Raw genomic sequence first — 23,851 nt, forward strand, 5'->3', positions numbered from 1 at the left:
GTAGATATAGCAACGGAGATTTCTCCTTCGTCGAAATGACAAATCTGTGATTTTTTTGTTCTGTTTGTCAGTTCACGCAGAGTCGAGAACCAACAAAGCATTTCAATTCCATTAAAAAAAGAAAAGGTTCAAAGTAAAAAACCTTTGAACCTTTGTAACTGTTGCCTTTGAACCTATTTTTTAGGCCTAAGCTTATACTTACTTTCTTTATACAAATTCCCTGCTGTAATTACATGCGCCAAAGCATCTTTTGCTAATTCTTCATTTAATTTAACTGGAACTAAAGTTGTATCGTTTTTGATTTCAAATTGCAATGGTTTCAAATTTGGCTGCATGATTACAACTTGATTTTCAACTCTAAACGCATTGATATCATTAAACTGCATGATCGATCTTCCTTCTACTTTCTTATCTAGTTTATTTAAATTTCGACCTACCATTGGAGTTTCAAATGGAAGTCCTAAATAACTTAATAATGTTGGCGGAATATCAATCTGACTTGCCAGTCTGTCATAAACTGCTCCTTTTGGAACTCCAGGTCCCATAATAAATGCTGGAATGTGGAATTTATTAATCGGAACTAAATTTTTACCGTATGTTCTCGTATTATGGTCAGCAATTACAATAAAAATTGTGTTTTTGAAATAAGCTTCTTTTTTCGCCATTTCAAAGAATTTTCCAATAGAGAAATCAGCATATTTCATGGCATTATTTACCGTTGCAAGTTTTTTATCGTAAGGTTTTATTCTTCCCGCTGGATATTCAAAAGGCTCATGATTTGAAGTTGAGAACATTAAAGAGAAAAATGGTTTATCTCCTTTTGATTTGAAATACTGATTGGCTTTGGTAACCAAATCTTCATCAGAATAGCCCCAAGTTCCTTTGAAAGCATATTTATTTCCATCAGAATCAAAATCTTCTTGATCGACAATATCACTGAAGCCATTTCCGTTGAAAAACGAAGCCATATTATCAAAATTTGCCATTCCGCCATAAATGAAACTAGTCTCGTAACCTTTTTGCTTTAACGCCTCCGCTAAAGTAAAAAAGCCTTGCTGCGAATTTCCAAGTTTTACAACACTTTCTGATGGCGAAGGCAAAAATCCAGTTACAACTGCTTCAATTCCGCGAACACTTCTTGTTCCTGTGCAATATAAATTGGTGAATAATGTTCCCTCTTTCGATAATTTATCGAATTCTGGAGTTAATGGCTTTCCTCCTAAAATTCCAACATATTCAGCCCCTAAACTTTCCTGTAGAAAAATAACCAAATTGTATGGCTTTTGCCTAACAGAATCGGGCTGTTGTACGTGTAAGAACGGAATTTCAGCATCGGTAAAATCATTTGGACCTGCCGCCATGTATTTCTTTACACGAGCAATCGCTTCTGCTTCGTCCATTTTACCATACATTTTGGTGTTTCCTTCATTTTTAATTGAATATGCAGCAAAAGCAACCGTATAAAATGAATTTAATCCCAATGTATTTGTTAACTGATCTGTAGAAAAAACAGCATTACTGGCATTTATCGGGCGTTTTGAAGTCAGACTTGAACGCGCTCCAAAAAACAATAAAAAAGCAACTAATGGAAATACCATAAGTTTGAATTTATAATCTGTACTTGCAGTATGGAATAATTGTTTTCCTTTTTTGAAAGCAAAATAAATCACAACTCCTAGAATAAGGAACGTTACAATTATAGAAGTCAGATAACTTTTTAAAAGCATTCCAACCACTTCTTTTGGATAAATAAGATAATCTAAGAAAATCTTGTTTGGACGAGTATCGTATTGTTTTACAAAATCTGGCGAAGCTAATTCTACAAAAAGAATTAAAAACAGAAACAGAAAACTATAGATTACCAGAAACTTATTGGTAAACTTTATCGCTTTATTTGGCAAAAAAGTAATCAGCAACGCTGGAAGAAATGACAAATAACAAAGCAATATTAAATCCATTCGAAGACCGATTGGAAAAATATACCAGAAATCTGGTGTCTGCTCTACTCTTTCTTTAAAAAGAAAAAACAAAAAGATTCGGCTTAAAGTGGTAATCAATAATCCGATTAATATAAAACTGAAAATAGGTTTTAAAAAACGTAAATTTTTCATTAAAAATAGTATAAGAACGTAAGATTAGAAAAACAAATTACTCTTCGTAACGATTGATTTCTCTGTCATAAAATTCATTTGCTTTCTCAATTAAACTTTCCATTTCGGCGTTTAATTCTGCTTCGTCAAGATCTTCTGGTTCTTCTAAAAACTCAACTTCATCATCTTTTAAATTGATAATAAATCTCGGGTAATCAAGGTGAATGATAAAAATATCGTCTGGAAAATCAGTATTGTCTCCAAGTAAAAATTTAGGTAATTCCATATCTATTTATTTTTTTTAATGGTTATTTTTTTTAGCCACCGATTATACAGATTAAAAGGATTTCTCCTGACTTTAAGTTTTATAATCTTCAGCTTATTTTTTATTCAAATTTAGTTATTTGAAACTGAATTGGTAATCAATCTCTTTGTTAGGTAATGAAAACGAATATACAAACAAATTGCCGCTGCGGTTAAACCTGCCAAAAGTCCGATCCAAACTCCTTGTGCTTTCAATTCGGTGTGTTCTCCTAAGTAATAGGAAATAGGAAAACCAATAACCCAATACGCTACAAAGGTAATGTACATTGGCACTTTTACATCCTGCAATCCGCGTAAAGCGCCTAAAACTACCACCTGAATTCCGTCAGAAATCTGGAAAACTGCTGCAATTAAAAGCAATTTTGATGCAATACCAATTACTTCTTCATTATCTAAAATCTGTCCTGTATTTTCCATGTTCAAGAAAATATGAGGCAAATAATTATGGAAAATGATAAAGAAAATTGCAAAAATCGTTTCTAAAATTATAGCAAGTAAGAAAATAGAACGTGCAACAACAATCAGTTTTTTATAATCCATCAAACCTCTTTGGTTACTTACACGCACCATCGATGTTACGCTTAATCCCATTGCAAACATAAAAGTCATCGATGCCAAACTCAAAGCAATTTGGTTTGCCGCCTGACTTGTTTTTCCAATGTTTCCGCAAAGCCAGATTGAAGCTGTAAACAAAACCACTTCAAAAAGCATTTGCATTGCAGAAGGAAATCCGATGCTGATTATCTTTTTTATGGTTGCCTTTTTTATTTCATTAAAACTGAACCCTTTAAAAAAGCGTTTTAAATCATCTCTTCGCGAAAGCATAATATGCATGAACATTACCAAAAATATTCTCGATATTACGGTTCCTAAAGCTGCGCCGATAATTCCCATTTTTGGAAAAAACCAAATTCCGTAAATTAAAACATAGTTTATTCCAACGTGAAGAACGTTTGCCATTACCATCGCATACATTGAATATTTGGTTAATGACATTCCATCTGCAAATTGTTTATATCCTTGATACATCACTAACGGAATCAATGAAAAAGCAACCCAGCCTAAATAAGGTTTTGCAAGCACAATAACATCTTCTGGCTGTTTTAACAATTCCATAATTGGTTTCGCAAACATAATTACGGTAAAAAGCATCAATCCTAAAATTGTACAAAGAAATAATCCGTGATGAAAAGCCGAACGAATTTTAGTGTCATTTTTTTCAGCATCTCCTTCGGCAACAATTGGCGTAATGGCTGTAGAAAATCCAATTCCTAAAGACATTGCAATAAAAATCATACTGTTACCAAGTGAAACTGCCGCCAATTCTGTACTTCCAATTTTACCAACCATTATATTATCGACAATACCAATTAAAGTATGTCCGACCATACCCAAAATTACGGGATATGCCAGTCTTAAATTATACGAAAACTCTTTGGTGTACTGCTTTAAATTCACTTGTATTCAATTTTAGTCGGCAAAGATAGTCAGAAGCTTCGAATTCTATCCAATTAATAAAAATATATACCAATTTTAAGGCAAAAATAAGACGAACTCAATATTATATAACGATTTTTAAAAATTGTATAACAAACTCAAAATGCCTTCCATATAATTTTACGTTATAGAAATTTCAAAAATATAAGCCATGAAAAAATTACAGATGTTATGCCTAGCTGCTTTCACATTTTTATTTGCCAACACCACATTTGCTCAAGAAACAGAAGCAACAAATTACGATCAAGGTTTTAGATTAGGTTTTGGCTTAAATGGGGGATTGCCAACCGACAATGATTACGACTGGTCTCTTGGGGGAGATGTTCGTTTACAGTATGATCTTTCCAAAAAAACATCTTTGACCTTAACAACAGGATTTACAAATTTATTTATGGGAAAAGACGATCTTGGAAATGACATAAAAGATCTTGGATTCATTCCAGCAAAAGCGGGTTTTAAGGCTTTTGTTTTAAAAGATCAATTTTATGTTTTAGGAGAACTTGGTGCTGGTTTTGCAGTAACAAATGGTTACGACAAAACAACTTTTTTATGGGCTCCAGGTATTGGATATGCCAACAAGTACATCGACTTAAGTGTTCGTTATGAAGATTATCATGATTTTAGAACCAATCAAGTAGCGCTGCGTGTTGCTTATGGTTTTAAACTATAAAAAATAGGTTTAATTTATTATTTTGTTTTTGGTAAAAACCCGACAGTCTCAGGAATCTGTCGGGTTTTTTATTTTATATCGAGTTTAAAACTGAACGCAAAAGATTTTAAATCTTGTCATATATTTTTTTCATTTTTTGTCTTATTAAATATACTAATTTTACGAATCCCGATAAATTATCAGGAACGTTATTCATTGCAATATTCTACAAGAAAAAACTTCATGGAAAAATTCACATTAGAAATATTATTTCAAATTATCGGAATCGGTTCTGCATCAGGATTATTTTTCAATAATAATTCGCTTTACGTAATTGGTGACAATAGCGGATTTCTTTACGAATATAATATTGAAAACAAACAATTAAACCAACATGCTTTAATTGACAATCCGACGCAAAATATTCCGAAAAATCTAAAACCTGATTTTGAATCTCTAACGCATCATAATGACACACTTTATGTCTTTGGTTCCGGCTCAACCGAAAATCGAAATAAAATGATTGAATTCGATATTAAATCGAAAACGGTTTTACAAAAGAATAATTTAGTCGATTTATATGCTGTAATGCAGAATTTCGGAGAAATAAAACCAGAAGATTTTAATCTGGAAGGCGCTATTTTCGATGGAGAAAACTGGTATTTATTTAATAGAGGAAATGGTATTTCTAACAAAAACACCATTTTTACCATTCACGCTAAAAATCTCGGAGAAGAATTTGCTCTTATTTCTGTCAATTACAAATTACCAAAAATAAAAGGCGTTCGTTCCAGTTTTACCGATGCCGTTTTGGTCGATGATAAAATCTACTTTCTTTCAACCGCAGAAGACACAAAATCAACTTACGATGATGGAGAAATTCTAGGAAGTTTCATCGGCAGAATCGATGTAAAAACCATGAAAATTGATTTCACTCAAAAAATTACTTCAACCAACAAATTTGAAGGTTTGACTCTTTATAAAAAAGAAAACAATAAAATCGAGTTTTTGCTTTGCGAAGACAATGACACAGAAGTTTTAGAAACTAAGATTTATAAATTGACTTTGCCGGTTAAATAAAACTATTCGATTACAATATTATCGTAGAGGCGCACCGCAGTGCGTCTACACAAAGATTGTCGATACAGATTTATTTACGTGACGTTAGACGCACTGCAGTGCGTCTCTACAATAAAAACTTTAAAGCTTTGTAACTTTGTAACTTTGAACCTAAAAAAATATTTTAATATTTTTTTTACCCCTCTCCCAACCTTTTTATCTTTTTATCTCTCTATACAAGAAAGACAACAATTGTGATAAACGAAACTCAAATAGCAAACTGTAAAAAAATGCACCGTGACGCCCAGCGTCAAGTGTACGAATACATGGCGCCAAAGTTGTACCGCCTTTGCAAAAGATATTTAAAAAAGGAGGAGGAAATTGAAGAAGCTTTGGCTGATTCTTTCTTTACTATTTTCACCAAACTCGATCAGTTAAAAGAAGCGTATGCTTTTGAAGCTTGGGCTAGAAGAATAACTGTAAATCATTGTTTGGCGACAATTAGAAAAGCAACCAACTTTAATATGTATCTAGACGATGTAAAGCTGATTTCTCAGCCTTCTGTCGACGAACTAAATACATTGGAAGAAGAAGATTTACTTAATTTATTAAACCACATTCCAGACGGCTGTAAAACTGTTTTTAACCTTTTTGTTATTGAAGGTTTCTCTCATAAAGAAATAGCCGAAATGCTGAAGATTTCTGAAGGCACCTCAAAATCACAATTGAATGCCGCTAAAACCAAACTGAAAGAACTGGTTAATAAACTGTATTATCAAAAAGCAAAATAGTCATGGACAATCAAGATAAATTATTCGATAAAATAAAAGAAGCTTCGCAAAAAGCCGAGTTTCAAGACTTTCCTGCAATGGAAAAAGTCTGGTCGCGCGTTGAAGAAAAACTGGACAAAAAAGAAGATAAAAAAACAATCGTTTTATGGAAAAAAATTGCGGTTGCTGCTTCTCTTCTATTACTAATTTCACTAGGATATCAATTTTTACATTCAGATAAAGAAATTGCAACAGAAACAACAAAAGTAGTTTTTGACGAAAAAGTAAAAGAAAAACCTCAAAAACCAACTTCAAATGAAATTATAACTCCGCCTTCTGATTCTGAAATTGTTTCCAACGAAGAGGCTGTTAAAATTTTAGAAAATCAAACTAAAAATAAAGAACGAGTTGCTATTCAAGAACCAGCTGTTTCAAACACAGAACCTCTTTTGGACCTGCCAGCTGCAAATATTGCTTCTGAAGCTATAGTTTCTGCAAATGAACCTTTAAAAGCTGAAGAGCAAAATGAAGAAGCTGACAATTATATTGCTTCTAAAAAAGATGCTCTAGCAGAAAAAAGTTATTCTGATACAAAAGAAAGACAATCTGCAAAAGTTGCTTACGCTGCTGCACCTGCTCAAAAAGCTAAGAAAAGCACTCCTTTGATCGTTCTTAACGGAAATGCCATGGCGCATAGCGATGATGCAAAAAGAGATAAAATGATACAGGCTGAAATACCAAATTTAGATCCTGAGAATGTTGATTCGCTAATGATTTTAGATGAACCTTTATATATCATTGATGGCATTTATTATTCTGAAAATGATTTATTTGGCAAAAATCCAACAAGTCCATACGCGCCTTTAGATCGTCAAGAAATAAAAACGATAACTATTTTACAAGACCTTGAAGCCACCGAAAAATATGGCGAAAGAGGAAAAAAAGGAGTTGTAATTATAACTACAAAAAACGGAAAACCTACTCCGAAAAAATAATCTCAAGCTTTGTCAAAGTCTGCAGCTTTGACAAAGCAAAATCAAAACATTAATTCTAAAACTTATTATCATGAAAAGTCTAAAACTTATTTCATCAGCTATTGCTATGCTTATATGTTTCGTAACCATGGCACAAGAAAGAACAATTACTGGAACAGTTACTGATGAATCTCAAACACCTCTTCCAGGCGTTCAAATCATTATTAAAGGCACTAAAAAGTATTCCCAAACTGATTTTGATGGAAAATATTCTATTCAAGCTCAAAAAGGAGATGCTCTTGTTTTTAGCTACGTCGGTTTGGATACTCAAACCTTTTATATACAATCGTCAAATATTATCAATGTTGTACTAAAAAGTAGTCATGCTGAATTACAAGAAGTTGTAGTTGTGGGGTACGGAACAAGCGACGTTGAATATGAAGATCGAAGTTATGCTCGAGCTGAAAGAAGAAAAGAAAAAAAAGAAGCTAAACAGGCGCTGCAAGGAAAAGTTGCAGGAGTTCAAGTTCAAAATAATATTGGATATGCTGCAAGTCCAAGCCCTACGATTGCAATTCGCGGTACTGCATCAATTTCTCCTAAAAACGAACCAATGTATATTGTTGATGGAGTTAAGATGAAAGCCAATCAAATGTCAAAAATTAATCCGAATGATATTGATAATGTTTCGGTTTTAAAAGATCAAGCTGCGACTTCAATTTATGGCAATAAAGCATCTAATGGCGTTGTAGTAATTTCAACCAAAAATGAAATCTATAAAAACCTTTCAGAAAAAGAATTGGATAAAAAATTAAATATTATGCCAATTCCGACTGAACCAACTCAGGAAGATTACGATTCTTTTGTCGAAAATGCTTTTGAAAGTCCAAAAACAGCACCGCTTTCTACTTTTTCCATAGATGTCGATAATGCTTCTTATACCAATATCAGACGATTTTTAAACAACGGACAGCAAGTTCCAAAAGACGCCGTTCGTGTTGAAGAAATGGTTAATTTCTTTAAATATACTTATCCGCAGCCAAAAAACGAGCATCCGTTTTCAATCAATACTGAAGTAAGCGATTCTCCTTGGAATTCAAAAAACAAAATCTTGAAAATTGGTTTACAAGGAAAAAATATTCCAACTGAAGATTTACCTGCTTCAAACCTTGTTTTCTTAATTGATGTTTCTGGATCTATGGATGACATGAACAAATTGCCTTTACTAAAACAATCGCTGAAAATTTTGGTTGACGAATTAAGATCAAAAGATAAAGTGGCAATTGTGGTTTACGCTGGCGCAGCAGGATTGGTTTTACCTCCAACTTCTGGCAATGAGAAAAAAACAATTATTAATGCATTAGACAATTTGCAAGCCGGAGGAAGTACAGCTGGCGGAGCAGGAATTGAACTGGCCTATAAAATTGCTGCTGAAAATTTCATTAAAAGCGGAAACAATAGAGTAATCTTGGCTACTGACGGAGATTTCAACGTTGGAAGTTCTTCTAATTCTGATATGGAAAAACTAATTGAAGAAAAAAGAAAAACAGGCGTTTTCTTGACTTGTTTAGGTTATGGAATGGGAAATTACAAAGACAGCAAAATGGAAATCTTGGCCGATAAAGGAAACGGAAATTATGCGTATATCGATAATATTCAAGAAGCAAATCGATTTTTAGGAAAAGAATTCAAAGGTTCGATGTTTGCTATCGCGAAAGATGTAAAAATCCAAATCGAATTTAATCCGAAGCAAGTTCAGTCTTATCGATTAATTGGTTATGAAAACAGAAAATTGCGTCCAGAAGATTTTAAAAATGATGCCATTGATGCTGGAGAATTAGGAAGTAATCATACCGTTACGGCTTTATACGAAATTATTCCAACTGGCATAAAAAGCGATTATTTAGCCGAACAACCAGATGATTTAAAATACACTAAAACAGAAACTAGCTCAAATAATTATAGCAACGAATTGGCAACAATTAAATTCCGTTACAAAAAACCTGATGGCGATAAAAGTATCGAAATGGTTCAGATAATCGAAAATAAATCGGTTGGTTTAGAAAAAGCGAGTGATGATATGAAATTTAGTTCTGCCGTAGCTTGGTTCGGATTGAAATTAAGAGATTCAAAATTAATCGCTGACAAATCTTCTAAAGAAATTATAAAATTAGCGAAGCAAGGAAATTCAAACGATGCTGAAGGTTACAAAGCTGAGTTTATCCGTTTGGTTGAAACTTCTAAACACTATAATTAATAAATATTGTATTACATTTGCGGCTTTATTTTTAAAACTTATTTTACACACGTATGAATCCTATTTTAAGCCAAAATCTATTTTTAGTAAAAGAACACGTTGGAATGTTCAAAGCCGCAAACAATTACGACATCTACGATCCAGAAACCAACCAAATCATAATGAACTGCCGAGAAAACAATCTTGGTTTTTTCACAAAAGTTTTCCGTTTTACAGATTACAAAAGAGCAACTCCGTTTAATGTTGAAATTACAACTGCTTCAGGCGAAAAGTTAATTACTGTAAGAAGAGGTGTTGCCATCTTTAGATCGACTGTTGAAGTTTTGGACGAAAAAGATCGTTTGGTTGGGACTTTCAAACAAAAATTCTTTTCGATTGGAGGAAAGTTTGACATCTTGGACAAAAATGAAAAACCAGTTGCAACACTTCAAGGAAAATGGACAGGCTGGGATTTTAAATTCTCTCACGAAAACAAACAATTGGCTCAAGTAAGCAAAAAATGGGCAGGTTTAGGAAAAGAGTTTTTTACAAGTGCAGACAATTATGTACTTCAAATTGAAGATACTGTTGCAGCTGATAGTCCGTTGAGACAGTTAATCTTAGGAGCCGTAATGTGTATTGACATGGTTCTGAAAGAATAATCGAAAGCTGTTAAACTTAGATTAAGAATACTTTTTAAAGCATCATTTTAGTTTTCAAAAGCTTATTTTTGTAAGACTTAAAATGATGCTTTCTACATTTCTAAAAACACAATCATGACCGACTTAAAAAATAAAAATGCCTTTATTACAGGCGCAGGAAAAGGAATTGGAAAAGCTGTGGCAATTGCCTTGGCTAAAGAAGGTGTAAACCTGATTTTGGTTTCAAGAACTCAAAAAGACGTAGAACAATTAGCTGACGAAGCTTCCAATTTAGGTGTGAAAGCTTTGGCTTTAACAGCAGATGTTTCTGACATAAATTCTATTAATAAAGCTGTAGAAAAAGCTTTGGCTGAATTTAAACACATCGATATTTTAATCAATAGCGCCGGAATTGCTTCTTTTGGAAAATTCTTAGAATTAGAACCAGAAGCTTGGGAAAGAATTATTCAAGTGAATTTAATGGGAACGTATTTCACAACTCGTGCGATTATCCCAAATATGATCGAAAGACAAACTGGAGATATTATTAATATTTCGTCAACTGCTGGATTAAACGGAAATGCTTTGACAAGTGCTTACAGCGCATCTAAATTTGCTGTTTTAGGTTTAACCGATTCTTTGATGCAGGAAATGAGAAAACACAATATTCGTGTTACAGCTTTAACGCCAAGTACAGTTGCAACTGATATGGCAAAAGACTTAAACCTGACTGACGGAAACCCAGAAAAAGTAATGCAGTCTGAAGATATGGCAGACTTAATTATCGCACAGTTAAAATTAAACCGAAGAGTATTTATTAAAAATAGCAGTATTTGGTCTACTAACCCATAAAACTAAATCCCAAATTTTTAAAATTCCAAATTCCAAATATCGTATGAATTGGAATTTGGAATTTTCATATTGAAATTTTAAAAAAATATATGATGGAACAATATTTAAGACAATTAGTCGAAATAGAATTTCAGGATAAAAAAGAAATCTTCAGCGGATTTTTAATTGATTATTCTGATGAATGGATTTTACTTCGAAATAATCCTGTAGATTTTGTTTTGGATGGTTTTGTTATTCTTAGAAATAAAAATATTGAAGCTGTAAATCGAGATCATGATTTGGCTTTTACAGAAAAAGTAATTCGTTTAAAAGGCTTAAAAATTAATTCTGATGATATTATCCCGATTAAAGATTTAGCTTCAATTATAAGTTATGTTTCTAAGAAGTACGGAATTTTCCAGATCTCCAAAAAATCATCTAAATCTGCTTATCTAGGAAAATTAATAAAATTGAATAACGAAGAATTGACAATTGATTTTCTAGACACGCGCGGTCAATTTGGAGGAGAATTAGCTTTTAATCCAGAAAAAATTAGAGTTATAGAATTTGATACGGATTATATTAATTCTTTGAAATTGATTGTTCAGGATAATGAATAATTCTAAAAAACAGAAAAAGCCCTTTTTTGCTCAAAAAGGGCTTTTTTATTCGTTATGTATAAACTTTGTCAAAGTTTGAAACTTTGACAAAGTTCTTAAATCATTAATTAAACTTCCGCCAATTTATTCAAAAACTCCAAACGAACACTTCCGTCTTCATCGATTTTTGTTAGGTTAATTTCTTGCAAAGTATTTACCAATTCAGGATTCCAAGGTGTTTTTACTTTTACGTAGTTTTCAGTAAATCCGTGAATGTAACCTTCTTTATTTTCTCCTTCAAAAAGAACTGTTCTGTTTGTTCCTAATTGACTTTCATAAAAAGCACGGCGTTTTTTAACCGATAAACCACGAAGCATTTTACTTCTTTTTGCTCTTACATTCGAAGGAACAACGCCTTCCATATCAACCGCTTCTGTATTGTCTCTTTCTGAATACGTAAAAACGTGTAAATAAGAAATGTCTAGATCATTTAAAAAATGATATGTTTCTAAGAAATGTTCATCTGTTTCTCCAGGGAACCCAACAATTACGTCAACACCAATACAAGCATGAGGCATTACTTCGCGAATTTTATTGACACGATCAATATAAACTTCACGCAAATAACGACGCTTCATTAATTTCAAAATATCGTTGCTTCCAGATTGTAGCGGAATATGAAAATGCGGTACAAAAGTGCGGCTTTTAGAAACGAATTCTATAGTTTCATTTTTCAATAAATTTGGTTCAATCGAAGAAATTCTTAAACGTTCAATTCCTTCCACTTTGTCTAAAGCCTGAACTAAATCTAAAAAAGTATGTTCGTGTTTTTTGTTTCCAAACTCCCCTTTTCCATAATCTCCGATATTTACACCAGTTAAAACAATCTCACGAATATTTTGAGCTGAAATTTCTTTGGCATTTTTCAATACATTTTCTAAAGCATCACTTCTAGAAATTCCTCTTGCTAAAGGAATTGTGCAATAGGTACATTTATAATCGCATCCGTCTTGAACTTTCAAAAATGCTCTTGTACGATCTCCAATAGAATAACTTCCAACATAAAAATCGGCTTCAGCAATTTCACATGAGTGAACTTCGCCCATATCGTTTTTGCTCAAATCATGAATATAGTCCGTGATTTTGAATTTTTCTGTAGCTCCCAAAACCAAATCAACTCCATCAACCGCAGCTAATTCTTCTGGTTTCAATTGTGCATAACAGCCAACAGCAGCAACAAAAGCTTTTTCGTTCAGCTTCATTGCTTTTCTTACTACTTGCTTAAACTGCTTATCTGCATTTTCTGTTACAGAGCAAGTATTAATGACATAAATATCTGCTATTTCTTCAAAATCGACACGGTCAAAACCTTCGTCATTAAAATTTCTGGCAATTGTAGAAGTCTCTGAAAAATTCAGTTTACAACCCAGCGTATAAAAGGCAACTTTTTTTCTATTTTCCATAATCTGTCTTAAATTAATGAAATCGTTGTCAAAAAATTTAAGGCTGCAAATTTACAAACAATATTTCTCAAAAGAAAGCAATTAAGACACTTCGAATCAATAATTTGCGCCAATGTTAATTTAGGAACATTTTATTTAAAATTTTTTCATTTTATTTTTTGAAAAAATCGAGACCATTAAAACAGATTTTTTTAACATTTCGATAAGAATAAAATGACAAAATAATCGATTAAGCGCAAATTTTACCGATTAAGTGCACTTTTTTCGGTTTTAAATTCAAAATTTCTTACATTTACTTTTGTTATGAAACAGGTCAAAAATAAATTCATATTTGAGAATTTTAATACGTTTTAATTAATTTAATAATAATTCGAGCATAACAATTTTGAATTCTACTCGTTATGTTGTTGTTTTGTGTTACAAAATGAAATGGGAAAGCCGAAAACCAAAGAGAGTAGGCAAAATTAAAATACAAATACCACGCTTTATGAAAGCATTTTTACCCACAATCTGCTTGATGTTCTTAACCCTATTTAGTTCGCAAGCGCAAACTAATGCCCCTGCTGCAGCAAATCCATTTCCTACTATTAGTACATTAACGACTTGGGCAAGCTTCAACTCTCAGCAGCAATTTGATGTTGCTATTCGTGCAGTTGGGTTTAAGTTTGAAGTTAAAGAGCCAGGAGAAGGTTCTACAGCTTATACTTACATTCGTAAAGTAACTGTTAACGAAGTAAACTATACGGATAGAATCGTTTACAGAATTACTAATAATAATTCCGCAAGTATTATTTCTTTAGTGACTGCTTCTACTGACTTGGTTAGTTTATACACACCACAATTGGCAAGCTTTAAAAACAACAACTGTAAAACAGAAATGTCTAAAGACAAAAACACAACTTGCAGCTGTTACGAAAGTGCAAACTTCGCTATCGATCTTTGTGATGAGCGTGTAAAATTAACAATGGGTGACGGAAATAAATATTTCGTTTCTGTAGCTAAAAAATAATAGCATAACTCTGATTTGTTTCCAAATCTTTACTGACTTTTAAGTATGTAAAGATTTGGAATACATTTCTTAGTTTGAGTTTGGATTTTTAAGTTCGTACCAAACTTCTAATTCTTCTTGATGATTGAAGGAATTTATAAAACGAAAACCTAATTTCTCTAGAATTTTTCTTGAATTTTCGTTTCCTGCATCAGCATAAGCATACAATTTTTCAACTTTCATTTTATTAAAGGCATAATCTATAAAAGCTTTTCCTGCTTCTGTAGCATAACCTTTTCCCCAATGCTTTTCGATAAAACGGTATCCTAACTCATAAAAGTTTTTATGATCGTTAATTTCGTCTGTTATATACTTTATTCCAGACCATCCAATAAACTCATTGGTTTCTTTTAAAACAACAGCCCATCTTCCTGTTCCGAAATCTTTATATTGTTTTTGAACAAACTTGATATATTCAATACTTTCTTCAATATGTTTTACGGGTCTGTTGCCAACAAACAAATGCACATTCGGATTTGAATCCAATTCAAACATTCCTTCTGCATCAGAAAGTTCTAATTCTCTTAAAAGCAAACGCTCTGTTTCAATTGGATTTTTCATATTTTTTAGTTTAAAATATAACGTGTCACTACCTCAGCAACTCCATCGTCATTATTTGAAGCTACAATTAAATCGGCTTTATCACGCAATTCAGGTGTCACGTTATCAACCCAAACGCCCAAACCTGCATATTCTATCATTGTCAAGTCATTTCCTGCGTTTCCAACAGCGATAATCTCACTTTGATGAATTCCTAACTTATCTGCCAAAAACTTCAAACTAGCAGCTTTATCTATTCCTTGCTGCGCAGCTTCTAAGAAAAATGGTTTAGACATAGAAACACTTAAATGTGGCATCGCTTCTTTTAAATCTTCTTCTAAAGGCTTCAAATACGACGGATCTTGCAATAAAATACATTTAACGGCTGGTCTGTCTACATAATCTTTAAAGCTTGCAACTTTATGATGCGCCATCCCAGTAATTTCTTTTTCTACTTCGATATACTCAGAATCTGTTTCACTGATTATTTCATCATCCAAATACGTAATAATATGCGTATTCATTTTAATGCTATAATCATATAAAGCATGAATCTGCTGAACGGTTAATTTCTGTTCAAACAAAATCAAATCATCTTTTACTTGACTGATTATCGCTCCATTAAACGAAATCATATACGAATCGTTTTTATCTAATTCCAATTCTTTAGCATAAGCAGTCATTGCCGAAGTTGGTCTTCCTGAAGCCAGAACTACATAAACGCCTTTTGCCTGAGCTTCTAATATTACTTTTTTATTTAAATCTGAAATTCGGTGATCGTCTGTCAACAAGGTATCATCCATGTCGAGCACTAACATTTTGTATTGCATATTTTTTTTTAGTTTCCAGTCTCAGTCTCAGTTTTCAGTATCTAACTGTAAACTGAGACTGCAAACTGCGACTTATTAAAGGCTCATTCTAAATTCTTCTATAACTGGATTTGCTTTTGCAAAATCTGTTTCTTGTATAAATACTTCAACCGCCAAATCTGTTTGGCCAAAGCCTCCTAAACGTGCTGATTGAATATTATCTTTTTTAACTGTTTCAACTCCCGCTTCTTCCAATCTTTCTTGCAAAGCAATCGCTAATACTTCACTTCCTGAAAACACCTTCATTAACCCCATGATATTTTATTTTTTATTAGTTTTCAGTCGCAGTCACAGTTTTCAGATTGCAAACTGCGACAGAAAACTTTGACTTATAAAATCTCGTTTTTCAGTTACTGAGACTGAAAACTAAGACTGCGACTTATAATATTTTTTTTAATTGTTCTTGAAAATCTTCATTTTCGTTTACTCCAATATGTTCTTGATTTTTCAGCGGATAAAAATAGGCATTTGATTTCAATAACTTCTTCAATCGAATTGAATTATCAATTGGAATTAACTGATCTTTAGTTCCATGAAAAATATAAATTGGACTTTTAATTTTTGGAAGATAGAGATTTGTTTCTAAACTAAACTTCTTCATAAAGTCAGGAAAAAATGGCACTCTAGAACTGGACAATTCTAGAAAATTGTAATACGGAGCCTGAAGAATCAAAGCTTTCGGATTATTTTCTAAAGCTAATTTAGTCGCAAAACCAGAACCTATTGAATATCCTGCAATAATAATTTTATTCTGAGAATATTTCTCAGCTACTTTCTTATATGCAATAGAAATATCTTTACTTAATTGTTCTTCATTCTCAATTTCACCTTCACTTTTTCCAAAACTCCTATAGTCTAAAATGAAAATATCGTAACCTAATGAAGTATATATTTTTGCAATTTTCCCCCAAGTTTCAAGCGTTCCAGCATTTCCATGAAGATAAAAAACAAGACCTTTTGAGTTTTCAGCCTTAAACAATAATCCGTTCAAAACAGTTCCATCAAAAGAAGGAATATTTACTTCTTCAAACTTTTGCTTATAATCAAACTTAAAATCTTTTGGCAGTTTTGAACCATGAAAAACCAGTCCAATTTGATTAAAGTACACATAAGAAACAATCAAAACATATAGGATAAGAAAAAAGCACAAAAGCACTATTCCTAAAAATTTAACTGTTTTTAAAATCTCCATATTTTTAATTTAGTTTTCAGTCTCGGTTGCAGTTTTTCAGAAATACAACTGTAAACTGCGACCAAAAACTGGGACTCTTTCACGAAAAAATCCCGCTTTTCAGTAACTGCGACTGAAAACCGGGACTATAAACTTATATAAAACTATTCTTCTTCTTCAATATCATCTTCATCCTCATCAAGCTCTTCTCCTTCTTCATCCATATCAAACAAATACGGCTCAAGCATGATTTTATCTGCCAAAATTTCAATACGCTCTGTCAGAGTTTCAGAAAAAATAATTCGTTGCACTTTGGCAATACTATTAGAAATACGTGTAATTTTTGGATCATGACGTAATTTCAAAATCGGATCTGCATCATCCAAAATAAACATTTTAAGACGATTTACATTGTAACCAGCCGTACTAAACATATCATTTAATTTTGTTGGTGTTCCAATTAAAATGTCAATTCCGGTAGAAACGTAGTTTTTATCATAATCCATATCGCCTTTATCGTGCACGCCATAAACTTCAAGATTAGTATATTTCCCTAATTTCTCAAAAAGCTCGACCATTGCAACCATTTTCTCTTTGTCTTCAACAATAATCAAAGCTCGTGGCGATTCTTCCGTTTTTCCTTCCAATTGCTGAATCACATTCATAACAATTGTCGTTGTTTTTCCACTTCCTTTTGGCGAAATAATTACACAGTCAGCACCACTTTTTATGGTCGAAAAAGTCTCCAGTTGCAAAGCATTTGCTTCTGTAAAACCGTTTTCAATTAGGGCGTCTTGTAATTTCTCGTTTATTTTTTTTAGTTTCATTTTTTTAAGCTTTAAGCTTTAAGCTTTACGCTATAAGCAAAAATTATTTTATTTTTCCAGCTTTAAGCTTTAGGCAATACGCCATAGGCAAAAAACTTCGTTATCATAGCTTAAAGCTTACTGCTTATAGCCTACCGCGCGAAGCACCTATTTGCTTGCGAACATTTTTACATCACTTTCAGAGATTTCGCTTCCTCCCAAAATAATCAATCTTTCGACTACATTTCGAAGTTCACGAATATTTCCTGTCCAATCGTATTCTTGTAATAATTTTATGGCTTGCGCCGAAAATGACTTAGCTGCATTTCCTTGTTCTGAAGCTATTTTTTCTGTAAAATGCAAAATCAAAGCAGGAATATCATCACGTCTTTCATTCAATGGCGGAACTTTAATCAAAATAACAGCCAAACGATGGTATAAATCTTCACGGAAACGGCCTTCAGCGATTTCTGTTTTTAAATCTTTATTCGTCGCCGCAACTACACGAACATCAACTTTAATATCTTTATCAGCACCGACTCTCGTAATCATACTTTCTTGAAGCGCTCTTAGAACTTTGGCTTGCGCCGAAAGACTCATATCTCCAATTTCATCCAAGAAAATAGTTCCTTTGTCTGCAGCTTCAAACTTTCCAGCGCGATCTTTCACTGCCGATGTAAAAGCACCTTTTACGTGTCCGAACAATTCGCTTTCAATCAATTCGCTTGGAATAGCCGCACAGTTTACTTCGATTAACGGAAAACTAGAACGCTCGCTTTTTTCATGTAATTGATGCGCCACTAGTTCTTTTCCTGTTCCGTTTGGCCCTGTAATCAAAACTCTTGCTTCTGTTGGAGCAACTTTATCAATCATCACTTTGATATGATTAATCGACTCACTGTCACCAATCATTTCATAGTTTTTACTGACTTTTTTCTTCAGGATTTTATTTTCAACTACTAATTGTTTTTTGTCCAAAGCATTACGAACCGTATTCAATAAACGGTTCAAATCTGGTGGTTTTGAAATATAATCAAAAGCTCCTAAACGCATGGTTTGAATTGCTGTTTCCATGTCTCCATGTCCAGAAATCATTACCATCGGAATTTCTGGTTTTATCTTTTTTACTTCTTCTAAAACCTCAACACCGTCCATTTTTGGCATTTTGATATCGCACAAAACCAAATCATAGTCGTTGTTTTTTATTTTTTCAAGTCCAGCAACACCATCTTCAGCTTCATCAACCTGATACGAATCATTTTCTTCTGATAATATTTTCACCAAAACTCTTCTGATCGCTGCTTCGTCTTCGACAATTAGTATTTTACTCATTCTTTTTAAAGATACTAAGATACTAAGATGCTAAGATTCTGAGTTTTTTTAGCTAAAATCTTAGCATCTCAGAAACTTAGAATCTTAGAATCTCAAGTTAATATTTTAGCCACTTATACAATTCTTTCCAAGTCGGTTTTTTGCCGTACATTAAAATACCTACGCGGTAAATTTTGGCAGCGAACCATACAACAAGGAAAAATGTAGCAAACAATAATGATACCGAAATTGCGATTTGCCACCACGGCACGCCAAACGGAATACGCATTAACATTACAATTGGCGAAGTTAACGGAATCATTGAAAAAATAACCGCAACACTTCCGTGCGGATCGTTTACAACTGTAAAAAATCCGATATAAACACTCAAAATCAGAGGCATTAAAATTGGAAGCAGAAATTGCTGAGAATCGGTTTGATTGTCAACTGCGGCTCCAATTGCTGCATAAAATGAGCTATATAAAAAATATCCTCCGATAAAATAAATCACAAATCCGATTATGATGCTTGCAATTGGCAAATTCCATAATTCGGCAATATACATTTGCGCCGATCCAGAAAGTTCATGTTGAGCAGTTTGCATTAATTCTGGTGAAATTCTGGCTGTTGGTCCAACGTTCACGCCAAAAAATGCCGAAGCAGCAAACATTAATCCCAAACCAATTATTGCCCAAATCATAAATTGTAAAATTCCTGCTAATGAAGTTCCGACAATTTTACCAATCATTAACTGAAAAGGTTTTACAGATGAAATAATGATTTCGATAATTCTATTTGTTTTTTCTTCGATTACACTTCGCATTACCATATTTCCGTAAATGATAATAAACATCATAATCAAGTAACCAAACGCACCGCCAATCGCAATTTTAATTTCGTTTAAACCTTTCAGACTTTCTTCTCCAGAAGCTTTAACCAAATGAATGTTCACATCTGATTGTGCTTTCTGAATCGCCAAAGTGTCCAGTTTTGCTTCTTCCAGATTTAGTTTTGTAATTTTATTTCCAATGACATCCTGAGTACTTTCAATAAAAGAAATACTCGGACTATTATTAGAAATAAATTCAATTTTACTTTCTAAGTCTTTTATATTTTTTGTTTTCGGAATAACGATTAATCCGTTGAAATTTTCTTTTGTAATGCTATCTTTTAAAGCCTTTACATCAATTTCAGATAAATTTAAATATTTGAATTCGGCTCCTTTTTTATTTTCTTTTAAAAAATCAGAAGCAAAAAGTCCAGTTTCGTCATGAATCGCAATTCTTTTTGTTTCTGCTTTCATCGAACTTAAATATCCAATAAAAACAGCAATCGCCACAAATAAAAGCGGACTCAAAAAAGTCATGACAACAAAAGATTTATTGCGGACTTTGGCAATAAATTCTCTTTTTATAATCAACGAGATGATGCTCATTTATAATTTTAGATTTTAGATTGTTGATTTTAGATTCCCGATTTCGATTTTAGTTTTCACTCTAAAATCTAAAATCTGAAATCTAAACTTTATTTTCCGTTACCGTTTGGATAAAAATATCGTTTATACTCGGTATTTTTTCAACGAAGTGTGTTACTTGTCCACGTTGTGTTAAAACATGTAATAATTCATTTGGCGCTGCATTTCCAATCTGAATATTTAATTTTAAATCATCATTTAGCGATTTAAAATTAGCAGGCGAAACCGTGAACTTTTGAGTGATATCATACATCAAACCTTCAACATTATTGGTCAAAATTCCAACTTCAAAACTATTTGTTCTAAACTGACGTTTCACATCTGCAACTTTTCCTTCGATCAATTTATTTGATTTGTGAATTAAAGCAATGTTTTCGCAAAGCTCTTCTACACTTTCCATTCGATGCGTCGAAAAAATAATAGTAGAACCTTGTTCTTTTAATGCCAGAATTTCATCTTTAATAACATTAGCATTTACAGGGTCAAATCCTGAAAAAGGTTCATCTAAAATTAGCAATTTTGGTTTATGCAAAACACAAACCACAAACTGAATTTTCTGTGCCATTCCTTTAGAAAGTTCCTGAATTTTCTTGTTCCACCAGCCTTGAATTCCCAATCGGTCAAACCAATAGTCTAGTTGTTTTTTGGCTTCAGCTTTAGAAAGTCCTTTCATTTGAGCCAGATACAAACATTGCTCTCCTACTTTCATCGAACTGTACAAACCTCTTTCTTCAGGAAGGTATCCAATAGTTTGCACATGCTTTGGTTGCAATCTTTCTCCATCCAAAATTACTTCGCCACTATCTGGCAATGTAATTTGGTTTATGATTCTGATAAGGGAAGTTTTTCCGGCTCCATTCGGACCTAAAAGTCCATATATACTGCCTTTTGGCACATTTAATGAAACTTCGTTAAGTGCTACATAATCGCCGTATTTTTTTACGACTTTATGTACTTCAAGTAAGTTACTCATGCTATTTTTAAGGATTTACTGCGTCACTTTGCCTATTACGGTTCAGCGACTGTAAAAGTAAATAATTCGAAGCGAAATTGTGTCATAATACGCAAAAAACCCATTCTAATTTATACTAGAATGGGTTTTTATTATTTTATAACCTTTTAAAAAAGTTCAAATTATGAAAACATATCTTTTACTTTTTCAAAGAATGATTTCTCTGATTTCTCTGGACTTGGAACAAAATGTTCATCGTTTAAAGCATTTTCAAAGAATTGTTTTTGTTCTTTATTTAATGTTTTTGGAGTCCAAACGTTTACATGAACCAGTAAATCTCCGTTTCCGTAACCATTTAAACTTGGAATTCCTTTTCCTTTTAATCTTAAGATTTTTCCCGACTGAATTCCTTCTTCTAATTTAATACGAACTTTTCCGTTGATTGCTTCAATATCTTTTGAAACTCCCAAAACTGCTTCAGGGAAACTGATATATAAATCGAAATGAATATTTTCACCTTCACGCTTCAAGAATTCATGCTCAACTTCTTCAATCGCTACAATTAAATCTCCTGGAATACTATTTCCTGGAGCGTCGTTACCTTTGTTAGCAACTTTTAACTGCATTCCGTCAACAACTCCTGCAGGAATTTTGATTGATACTGTTTCGTCTTCTTGAACCATTCCCTGAGCATCTGCCTCAGAAGGTCTTTTATCTAAAATCTGACCAGAACCACCACAAGTAGGACAAGTTGACGCAGATTGCATTCTTCCTAAAATGGTATTGGTTACACGCATTACTTGTCCTTGACCATTACAAGTCGTACAAGTTTTATACGTTACGCCTTTTGCCTGAACTTTACGTTTTACTTTTACTTTCTTCTCAACTCCATTTGCAATTTCTTCTAAAGTCAATTTAACTTTAATTCGAAGATTGCTTCCTTTAGCACGACGAGGACCTCCGCCTCCGCCTCCGAAACCGCCAAATCCGCCACCAAAAATATCACCAAACTGGCTAAAAATGTCATCCATGTTCATACCGCCATGACCACCGCCAAATCCGCCAGAACCATCAAATGCTTGATGACCGTATTGATCGTATTTCGCTTTTTTCTGCGGATCACTTAAAACTTCGTAAGCTTCTGCCGCCAATTTGAAGTTTTCTTCTGCCTCTTTGTCGCCTGGGTTTTTATCAGGGTGGTATTTAAGCGCACTTTTTCTGTAAGCTTTTTTTATTTCGGCAGCATCAGCATTTTTTGAAATGCCTAGTATTTCGTAAAAATCTTTTTTCATAATTAGGTTTAAATTCCAAAATCTAAAATTCTAAAATCCAAAATTGGAGCCAGAATTTTTATTTGCTTTTTAGTTTCCAACTACAACTTTAGGGAAACGAATGATTTTGTCTCCTAATTTGTATCCTTTTTCAATAACATCAACAATTTTCCCTTTTAATTTGTCAGACGGAGCTGGAATTTGGGTAATTGCTTCAGCAACATCAGCATTGAAAGCATCTCCTGCTTGAATTTCAACTTGCTCTAAACCTTTAGAAACTAAAGTGCTTTTCAATTTTTCATGAATCAACTCAACACCTTTTTTCAAATTTTCATCATCAGACTTGTTGATTTCTACTGTCGCTCTGTCAAAATCATCTAAAACTGGAAGCATCGCCAATAAAACTTCTTGGTTTGCCGTTTTAAATAATTCAAGACGCTCTTTTGAAGTTCTTTTTTTGTAATTTTCAAATTCAGCAAATAATCTCAAAAACTTATCTTTTTCGTGAGCCAAGTCTTTAGCTAATTGCTCCTCAACACTTAATTCTTCAACAATTAACTGCTCTCCGTTGGCATTGTTCTCTAACGTTACATCGTCTAATTCCTGATCGAATTCTGTATTTTCCGTAGTCATATTACTTTTATTTTTAAAAATATTCTTAAACTTCATTTTTATTTCTTTCTGTTAGATTGCAAAAGTACTGCCAAATCTTTTAAAATGTCAAATTGTCACTTTATTAATTATGAGACTTTTAAAAAACGAAATAGGCTCATTAAAATTTAATACAATTTTAAGACTATTACGTTATAGTTTATTTTATCTTTGATAGCGTAAAAACATAAATTATTACACCAAAAATTGAATTTAAGGGTTGGCTTCGGCCTCAAAATAATTATTAATTCAAATTTACCTTATATTAAAAAAAGCTTCGCCTATAGAGACGAAGCTTTTTTTTATGCTTTCTTCATCTTTGGATTAATGACAAAACCTTAATATAAGGAAAAAAAATTAACGCAAAGAACGCAAAGTTTTTTTCATTCTTAAGCTTTTATAGAAAAGACAAAGTTCGCAAAGCATTTATAAAATATAGCTTTGCGAACTTTGCGCTTTGTGATAAAAAATATTTTATTGCACGGGCGGAGGGATTCGAACCCCCATCAACGGTTTTGGAGACCGCTATTCTACCCTTGAACTACGCCCGTAACTTAAGGTCGGCAAATTAAGAGTTTTTTTTCTTCTCCAGCAACTATTTCGGGCAGAGATTTTAAAAGAAAAT

At 32.9% G+C, this 23,851-nt stretch carries 23 protein-coding genes and 1 tRNA gene; 9 read left to right on the forward strand and 15 right to left on the reverse strand.

Annotated elements, in window-relative coordinates; all coding sequences use genetic code 11:
* Window positions 1-173: 173 nt before the first annotated feature.
* From DM444_RS18040 to DM444_RS18050, 3 genes are all read right to left on the reverse strand, one after another.
* Window positions 174-2,111 (reverse strand): LTA synthase family protein, encoded by a 1,938-nt coding sequence (locus DM444_RS18040; RefSeq protein ID WP_111289169.1) that lies wholly within the window; start codon window positions 2,109-2,111, stop codon window positions 174-176.
* A gap of 37 nt (window positions 2,112-2,148) precedes the next feature.
* A complete protein-coding gene (locus DM444_RS18045) occupies window positions 2,149-2,376 on the reverse strand; it encodes a hypothetical protein (RefSeq protein ID WP_008468034.1) in 228 nt (75 codons plus the stop codon).
* 110 nt (window positions 2,377-2,486) lie between these two features.
* A complete protein-coding gene (locus DM444_RS18050; RefSeq protein ID WP_111289171.1) occupies window positions 2,487-3,872 on the reverse strand; it encodes an MATE family efflux transporter in 1,386 nt (461 codons plus the stop codon).
* Window positions 3,873-4,062: 190 nt separating this feature from the next.
* Between DM444_RS18050 and DM444_RS18055 the strand changes: the two genes are divergently transcribed.
* The 8 genes from DM444_RS18055 (at window position 4,063) to DM444_RS18090 (ending at window position 11,691) form a co-directional block, all read left to right on the forward strand.
* Window positions 4,063-4,581: a hypothetical protein gene (locus DM444_RS18055; RefSeq protein WP_111289173.1), complete on the forward strand. Its 519-nt coding sequence runs from the start codon at window positions 4,063-4,065 to the stop codon at window positions 4,579-4,581.
* Between the two features lie 222 nt (window positions 4,582-4,803).
* Entirely contained in the window at window positions 4,804-5,640 is an 837-nt protein-coding gene (locus DM444_RS18060; protein WP_111289175.1) for a DUF6929 family protein, read from the forward strand.
* Window positions 5,641-5,909: 269 nt separating this feature from the next.
* Window positions 5,910-6,410 carry an RNA polymerase sigma factor gene (locus tag DM444_RS18065; protein ID WP_111289274.1) on the forward strand — a complete coding sequence of 167 codons (501 nt, stop codon included), beginning with the start codon at window positions 5,910-5,912 and terminating at the stop codon, window positions 6,408-6,410.
* Window positions 6,411-6,412: 2 nt separating this feature from the next.
* Window positions 6,413-7,384: a hypothetical protein gene (locus DM444_RS18070; RefSeq protein ID WP_111289177.1), complete on the forward strand. Its 972-nt coding sequence runs from the start codon at window positions 6,413-6,415 to the stop codon at window positions 7,382-7,384.
* A gap of 70 nt (window positions 7,385-7,454) precedes the next feature.
* On the forward strand, window positions 7,455-9,620 hold the full coding sequence (locus tag DM444_RS18075) for a vWA domain-containing protein (protein WP_111289179.1): 2,166 nt from the start codon (window positions 7,455-7,457) through the stop codon (window positions 9,618-9,620).
* A 53-nt stretch (window positions 9,621-9,673) separates the two neighbouring features.
* Window positions 9,674-10,261 carry an LURP-one-related/scramblase family protein gene (locus DM444_RS18080; RefSeq protein ID WP_111289181.1) on the forward strand — a complete coding sequence of 196 codons (588 nt, stop codon included), beginning with the start codon at window positions 9,674-9,676 and terminating at the stop codon, window positions 10,259-10,261.
* Window positions 10,262-10,375: 114 nt separating this feature from the next.
* Entirely contained in the window at window positions 10,376-11,092 is a 717-nt protein-coding gene (locus DM444_RS18085; RefSeq protein WP_111289183.1) for a 3-ketoacyl-ACP reductase, read from the forward strand.
* Window positions 11,093-11,184: 92 nt separating this feature from the next.
* Window positions 11,185-11,691, forward strand: a complete 507-nt coding sequence (locus tag DM444_RS18090) for a hypothetical protein (RefSeq protein WP_111289185.1) — start codon at window positions 11,185-11,187, stop codon at window positions 11,689-11,691.
* 107 nt (window positions 11,692-11,798) lie between these two features.
* Here the strand turns inward: DM444_RS18090 and mtaB are convergent, their stop codons facing one another.
* Entirely contained in the window at window positions 11,799-13,133 is a 1,335-nt protein-coding gene (mtaB, locus tag DM444_RS18095; protein WP_111289187.1) for a tRNA (N(6)-L-threonylcarbamoyladenosine(37)-C(2))-methylthiotransferase MtaB, read from the reverse strand.
* A 487-nt stretch (window positions 13,134-13,620) separates the two neighbouring features.
* On the opposite strand from mtaB, the gene DM444_RS18100 reads away from it, so the two are divergent.
* A complete protein-coding gene (locus tag DM444_RS18100) occupies window positions 13,621-14,142 on the forward strand; it encodes a hypothetical protein (protein ID WP_111289276.1) in 522 nt (173 codons plus the stop codon).
* A 69-nt stretch (window positions 14,143-14,211) separates the two neighbouring features.
* Here the strand turns inward: DM444_RS18100 and DM444_RS18105 are convergent, their stop codons facing one another.
* From DM444_RS18105 to DM444_RS18155, 11 genes are all read right to left on the reverse strand, one after another.
* A complete protein-coding gene (locus DM444_RS18105) occupies window positions 14,212-14,742 on the reverse strand; it encodes a GNAT family N-acetyltransferase (RefSeq protein ID WP_111289189.1) in 531 nt (176 codons plus the stop codon).
* A 5-nt stretch (window positions 14,743-14,747) separates the two neighbouring features.
* Window positions 14,748-15,551, reverse strand: a complete 804-nt coding sequence (locus DM444_RS18110) for a Cof-type HAD-IIB family hydrolase (RefSeq protein WP_111289191.1) — start codon at window positions 15,549-15,551, stop codon at window positions 14,748-14,750.
* Window positions 15,552-15,626: 75 nt separating this feature from the next.
* Complete coding sequence (locus tag DM444_RS18115) at window positions 15,627-15,845, reverse strand: putative signal transducing protein (protein WP_091133675.1); 219 nt, start codon at window positions 15,843-15,845, stop codon at window positions 15,627-15,629.
* Between the two features lie 124 nt (window positions 15,846-15,969).
* Complete coding sequence (locus DM444_RS18120; RefSeq protein WP_111289193.1) at window positions 15,970-16,782, reverse strand: alpha/beta hydrolase; 813 nt, start codon at window positions 16,780-16,782, stop codon at window positions 15,970-15,972.
* A gap of 143 nt (window positions 16,783-16,925) precedes the next feature.
* Window positions 16,926-17,588, reverse strand: a complete 663-nt coding sequence (locus DM444_RS18125) for a DEAD/DEAH box helicase (RefSeq protein WP_111289195.1) — start codon at window positions 17,586-17,588, stop codon at window positions 16,926-16,928.
* A gap of 147 nt (window positions 17,589-17,735) precedes the next feature.
* On the reverse strand, window positions 17,736-18,899 hold the full coding sequence (locus DM444_RS18130) for a sigma-54-dependent transcriptional regulator (RefSeq protein WP_111289197.1): 1,164 nt from the start codon (window positions 18,897-18,899) through the stop codon (window positions 17,736-17,738).
* 97 nt (window positions 18,900-18,996) lie between these two features.
* Entirely contained in the window at window positions 18,997-20,313 is a 1,317-nt protein-coding gene (locus tag DM444_RS18135; protein WP_111289199.1) for an ABC transporter permease, read from the reverse strand.
* Window positions 20,314-20,395: 82 nt separating this feature from the next.
* Window positions 20,396-21,325, reverse strand: a complete 930-nt coding sequence (locus DM444_RS18140) for an ABC transporter ATP-binding protein (RefSeq protein ID WP_111289201.1) — start codon at window positions 21,323-21,325, stop codon at window positions 20,396-20,398.
* A gap of 161 nt (window positions 21,326-21,486) precedes the next feature.
* The gene (gene dnaJ, locus DM444_RS18145; RefSeq protein WP_111289203.1) at window positions 21,487-22,596 is read right to left on the reverse strand and encodes a molecular chaperone DnaJ; all 1,110 of its coding nucleotides are present in this window, start codon (window positions 22,594-22,596) and stop codon (window positions 21,487-21,489) included.
* A gap of 69 nt (window positions 22,597-22,665) precedes the next feature.
* Window positions 22,666-23,244: a nucleotide exchange factor GrpE gene (locus DM444_RS18150; RefSeq protein WP_111289205.1), complete on the reverse strand. Its 579-nt coding sequence runs from the start codon at window positions 23,242-23,244 to the stop codon at window positions 22,666-22,668.
* A 462-nt stretch (window positions 23,245-23,706) separates the two neighbouring features.
* Window positions 23,707-23,777: transfer RNA gene (locus tag DM444_RS18155), tRNA-Trp, on the reverse strand.
* Window positions 23,778-23,851 lie beyond the last annotated feature (74 nt).

The sequence above is a fragment of the Flavobacterium ginsenosidimutans genome, assembly GCF_003254625.1.
Taxonomy (GTDB): domain Bacteria; phylum Bacteroidota; class Bacteroidia; order Flavobacteriales; family Flavobacteriaceae; genus Flavobacterium; species Flavobacterium ginsenosidimutans.

Excerpts from the sequence above, each read along its gene's own strand:
- DM444_RS18135 (WP_111289199.1), bottom strand. The coding sequence starts at position 20,313 with ATGAGCATCATCTCGTTGATTATAAAAAGAGAATTTATTGCCAAAGTC.
- DM444_RS18140 (WP_111289201.1), bottom strand. The coding sequence starts at position 21,325 with ATGAGTAACTTACTTGAAGTACATAAAGTCGTAAAAAAATACGGCGAT.
- DM444_RS18105 (WP_111289189.1), bottom strand. The coding sequence starts at position 14,742 with ATGAAAAATCCAATTGAAACAGAGCGTTTGCTTTTAAGAGAATTAGAA.
- DM444_RS18120 (WP_111289193.1), bottom strand. The coding sequence starts at position 16,782 with ATGGAGATTTTAAAAACAGTTAAATTTTTAGGAATAGTGCTTTTGTGC.
- DM444_RS18055 (WP_111289173.1), top strand. The coding sequence starts at position 4,063 with ATGAAAAAATTACAGATGTTATGCCTAGCTGCTTTCACATTTTTATTT.
- DM444_RS18090 (WP_111289185.1), top strand. The coding sequence starts at position 11,185 with ATGGAACAATATTTAAGACAATTAGTCGAAATAGAATTTCAGGATAAA.
- DM444_RS18080 (WP_111289181.1), top strand. The coding sequence starts at position 9,674 with ATGAATCCTATTTTAAGCCAAAATCTATTTTTAGTAAAAGAACACGTT.
- DM444_RS18115 (WP_091133675.1), bottom strand. The coding sequence starts at position 15,845 with ATGGGGTTAATGAAGGTGTTTTCAGGAAGTGAAGTATTAGCGATTGCT.
- DM444_RS18125 (WP_111289195.1), bottom strand. The coding sequence starts at position 17,588 with ATGAAACTAAAAAAAATAAACGAGAAATTACAAGACGCCCTAATTGAA.
- DM444_RS18100 (WP_111289276.1), top strand. The coding sequence starts at position 13,621 with ATGAAAGCATTTTTACCCACAATCTGCTTGATGTTCTTAACCCTATTT.
- DM444_RS18150 (WP_111289205.1), bottom strand. The coding sequence starts at position 23,244 with ATGAAGTTTAAGAATATTTTTAAAAATAAAAGTAATATGACTACGGAA.
- DM444_RS18070 (WP_111289177.1), top strand. The coding sequence starts at position 6,413 with ATGGACAATCAAGATAAATTATTCGATAAAATAAAAGAAGCTTCGCAA.
- DM444_RS18045 (WP_008468034.1), bottom strand. The coding sequence starts at position 2,376 with ATGGAATTACCTAAATTTTTACTTGGAGACAATACTGATTTTCCAGAC.
- DM444_RS18075 (WP_111289179.1), top strand. The coding sequence starts at position 7,455 with ATGAAAAGTCTAAAACTTATTTCATCAGCTATTGCTATGCTTATATGT.
- DM444_RS18085 (WP_111289183.1), top strand. The coding sequence starts at position 10,376 with ATGACCGACTTAAAAAATAAAAATGCCTTTATTACAGGCGCAGGAAAA.
- DM444_RS18130 (WP_111289197.1), bottom strand. The coding sequence starts at position 18,899 with ATGAGTAAAATACTAATTGTCGAAGACGAAGCAGCGATCAGAAGAGTT.
- DM444_RS18065 (WP_111289274.1), top strand. The coding sequence starts at position 5,910 with ATGCACCGTGACGCCCAGCGTCAAGTGTACGAATACATGGCGCCAAAG.
- DM444_RS18060 (WP_111289175.1), top strand. The coding sequence starts at position 4,804 with ATGGAAAAATTCACATTAGAAATATTATTTCAAATTATCGGAATCGGT.
- DM444_RS18110 (WP_111289191.1), bottom strand. The coding sequence starts at position 15,551 with ATGCAATACAAAATGTTAGTGCTCGACATGGATGATACCTTGTTGACA.
- DM444_RS18040 (WP_111289169.1), bottom strand. The coding sequence starts at position 2,111 with ATGAAAAATTTACGTTTTTTAAAACCTATTTTCAGTTTTATATTAATC.
- dnaJ (WP_111289203.1), bottom strand. The coding sequence starts at position 22,596 with ATGAAAAAAGATTTTTACGAAATACTAGGCATTTCAAAAAATGCTGAT.
- mtaB (WP_111289187.1), bottom strand. The coding sequence starts at position 13,133 with ATGGAAAATAGAAAAAAAGTTGCCTTTTATACGCTGGGTTGTAAACTG.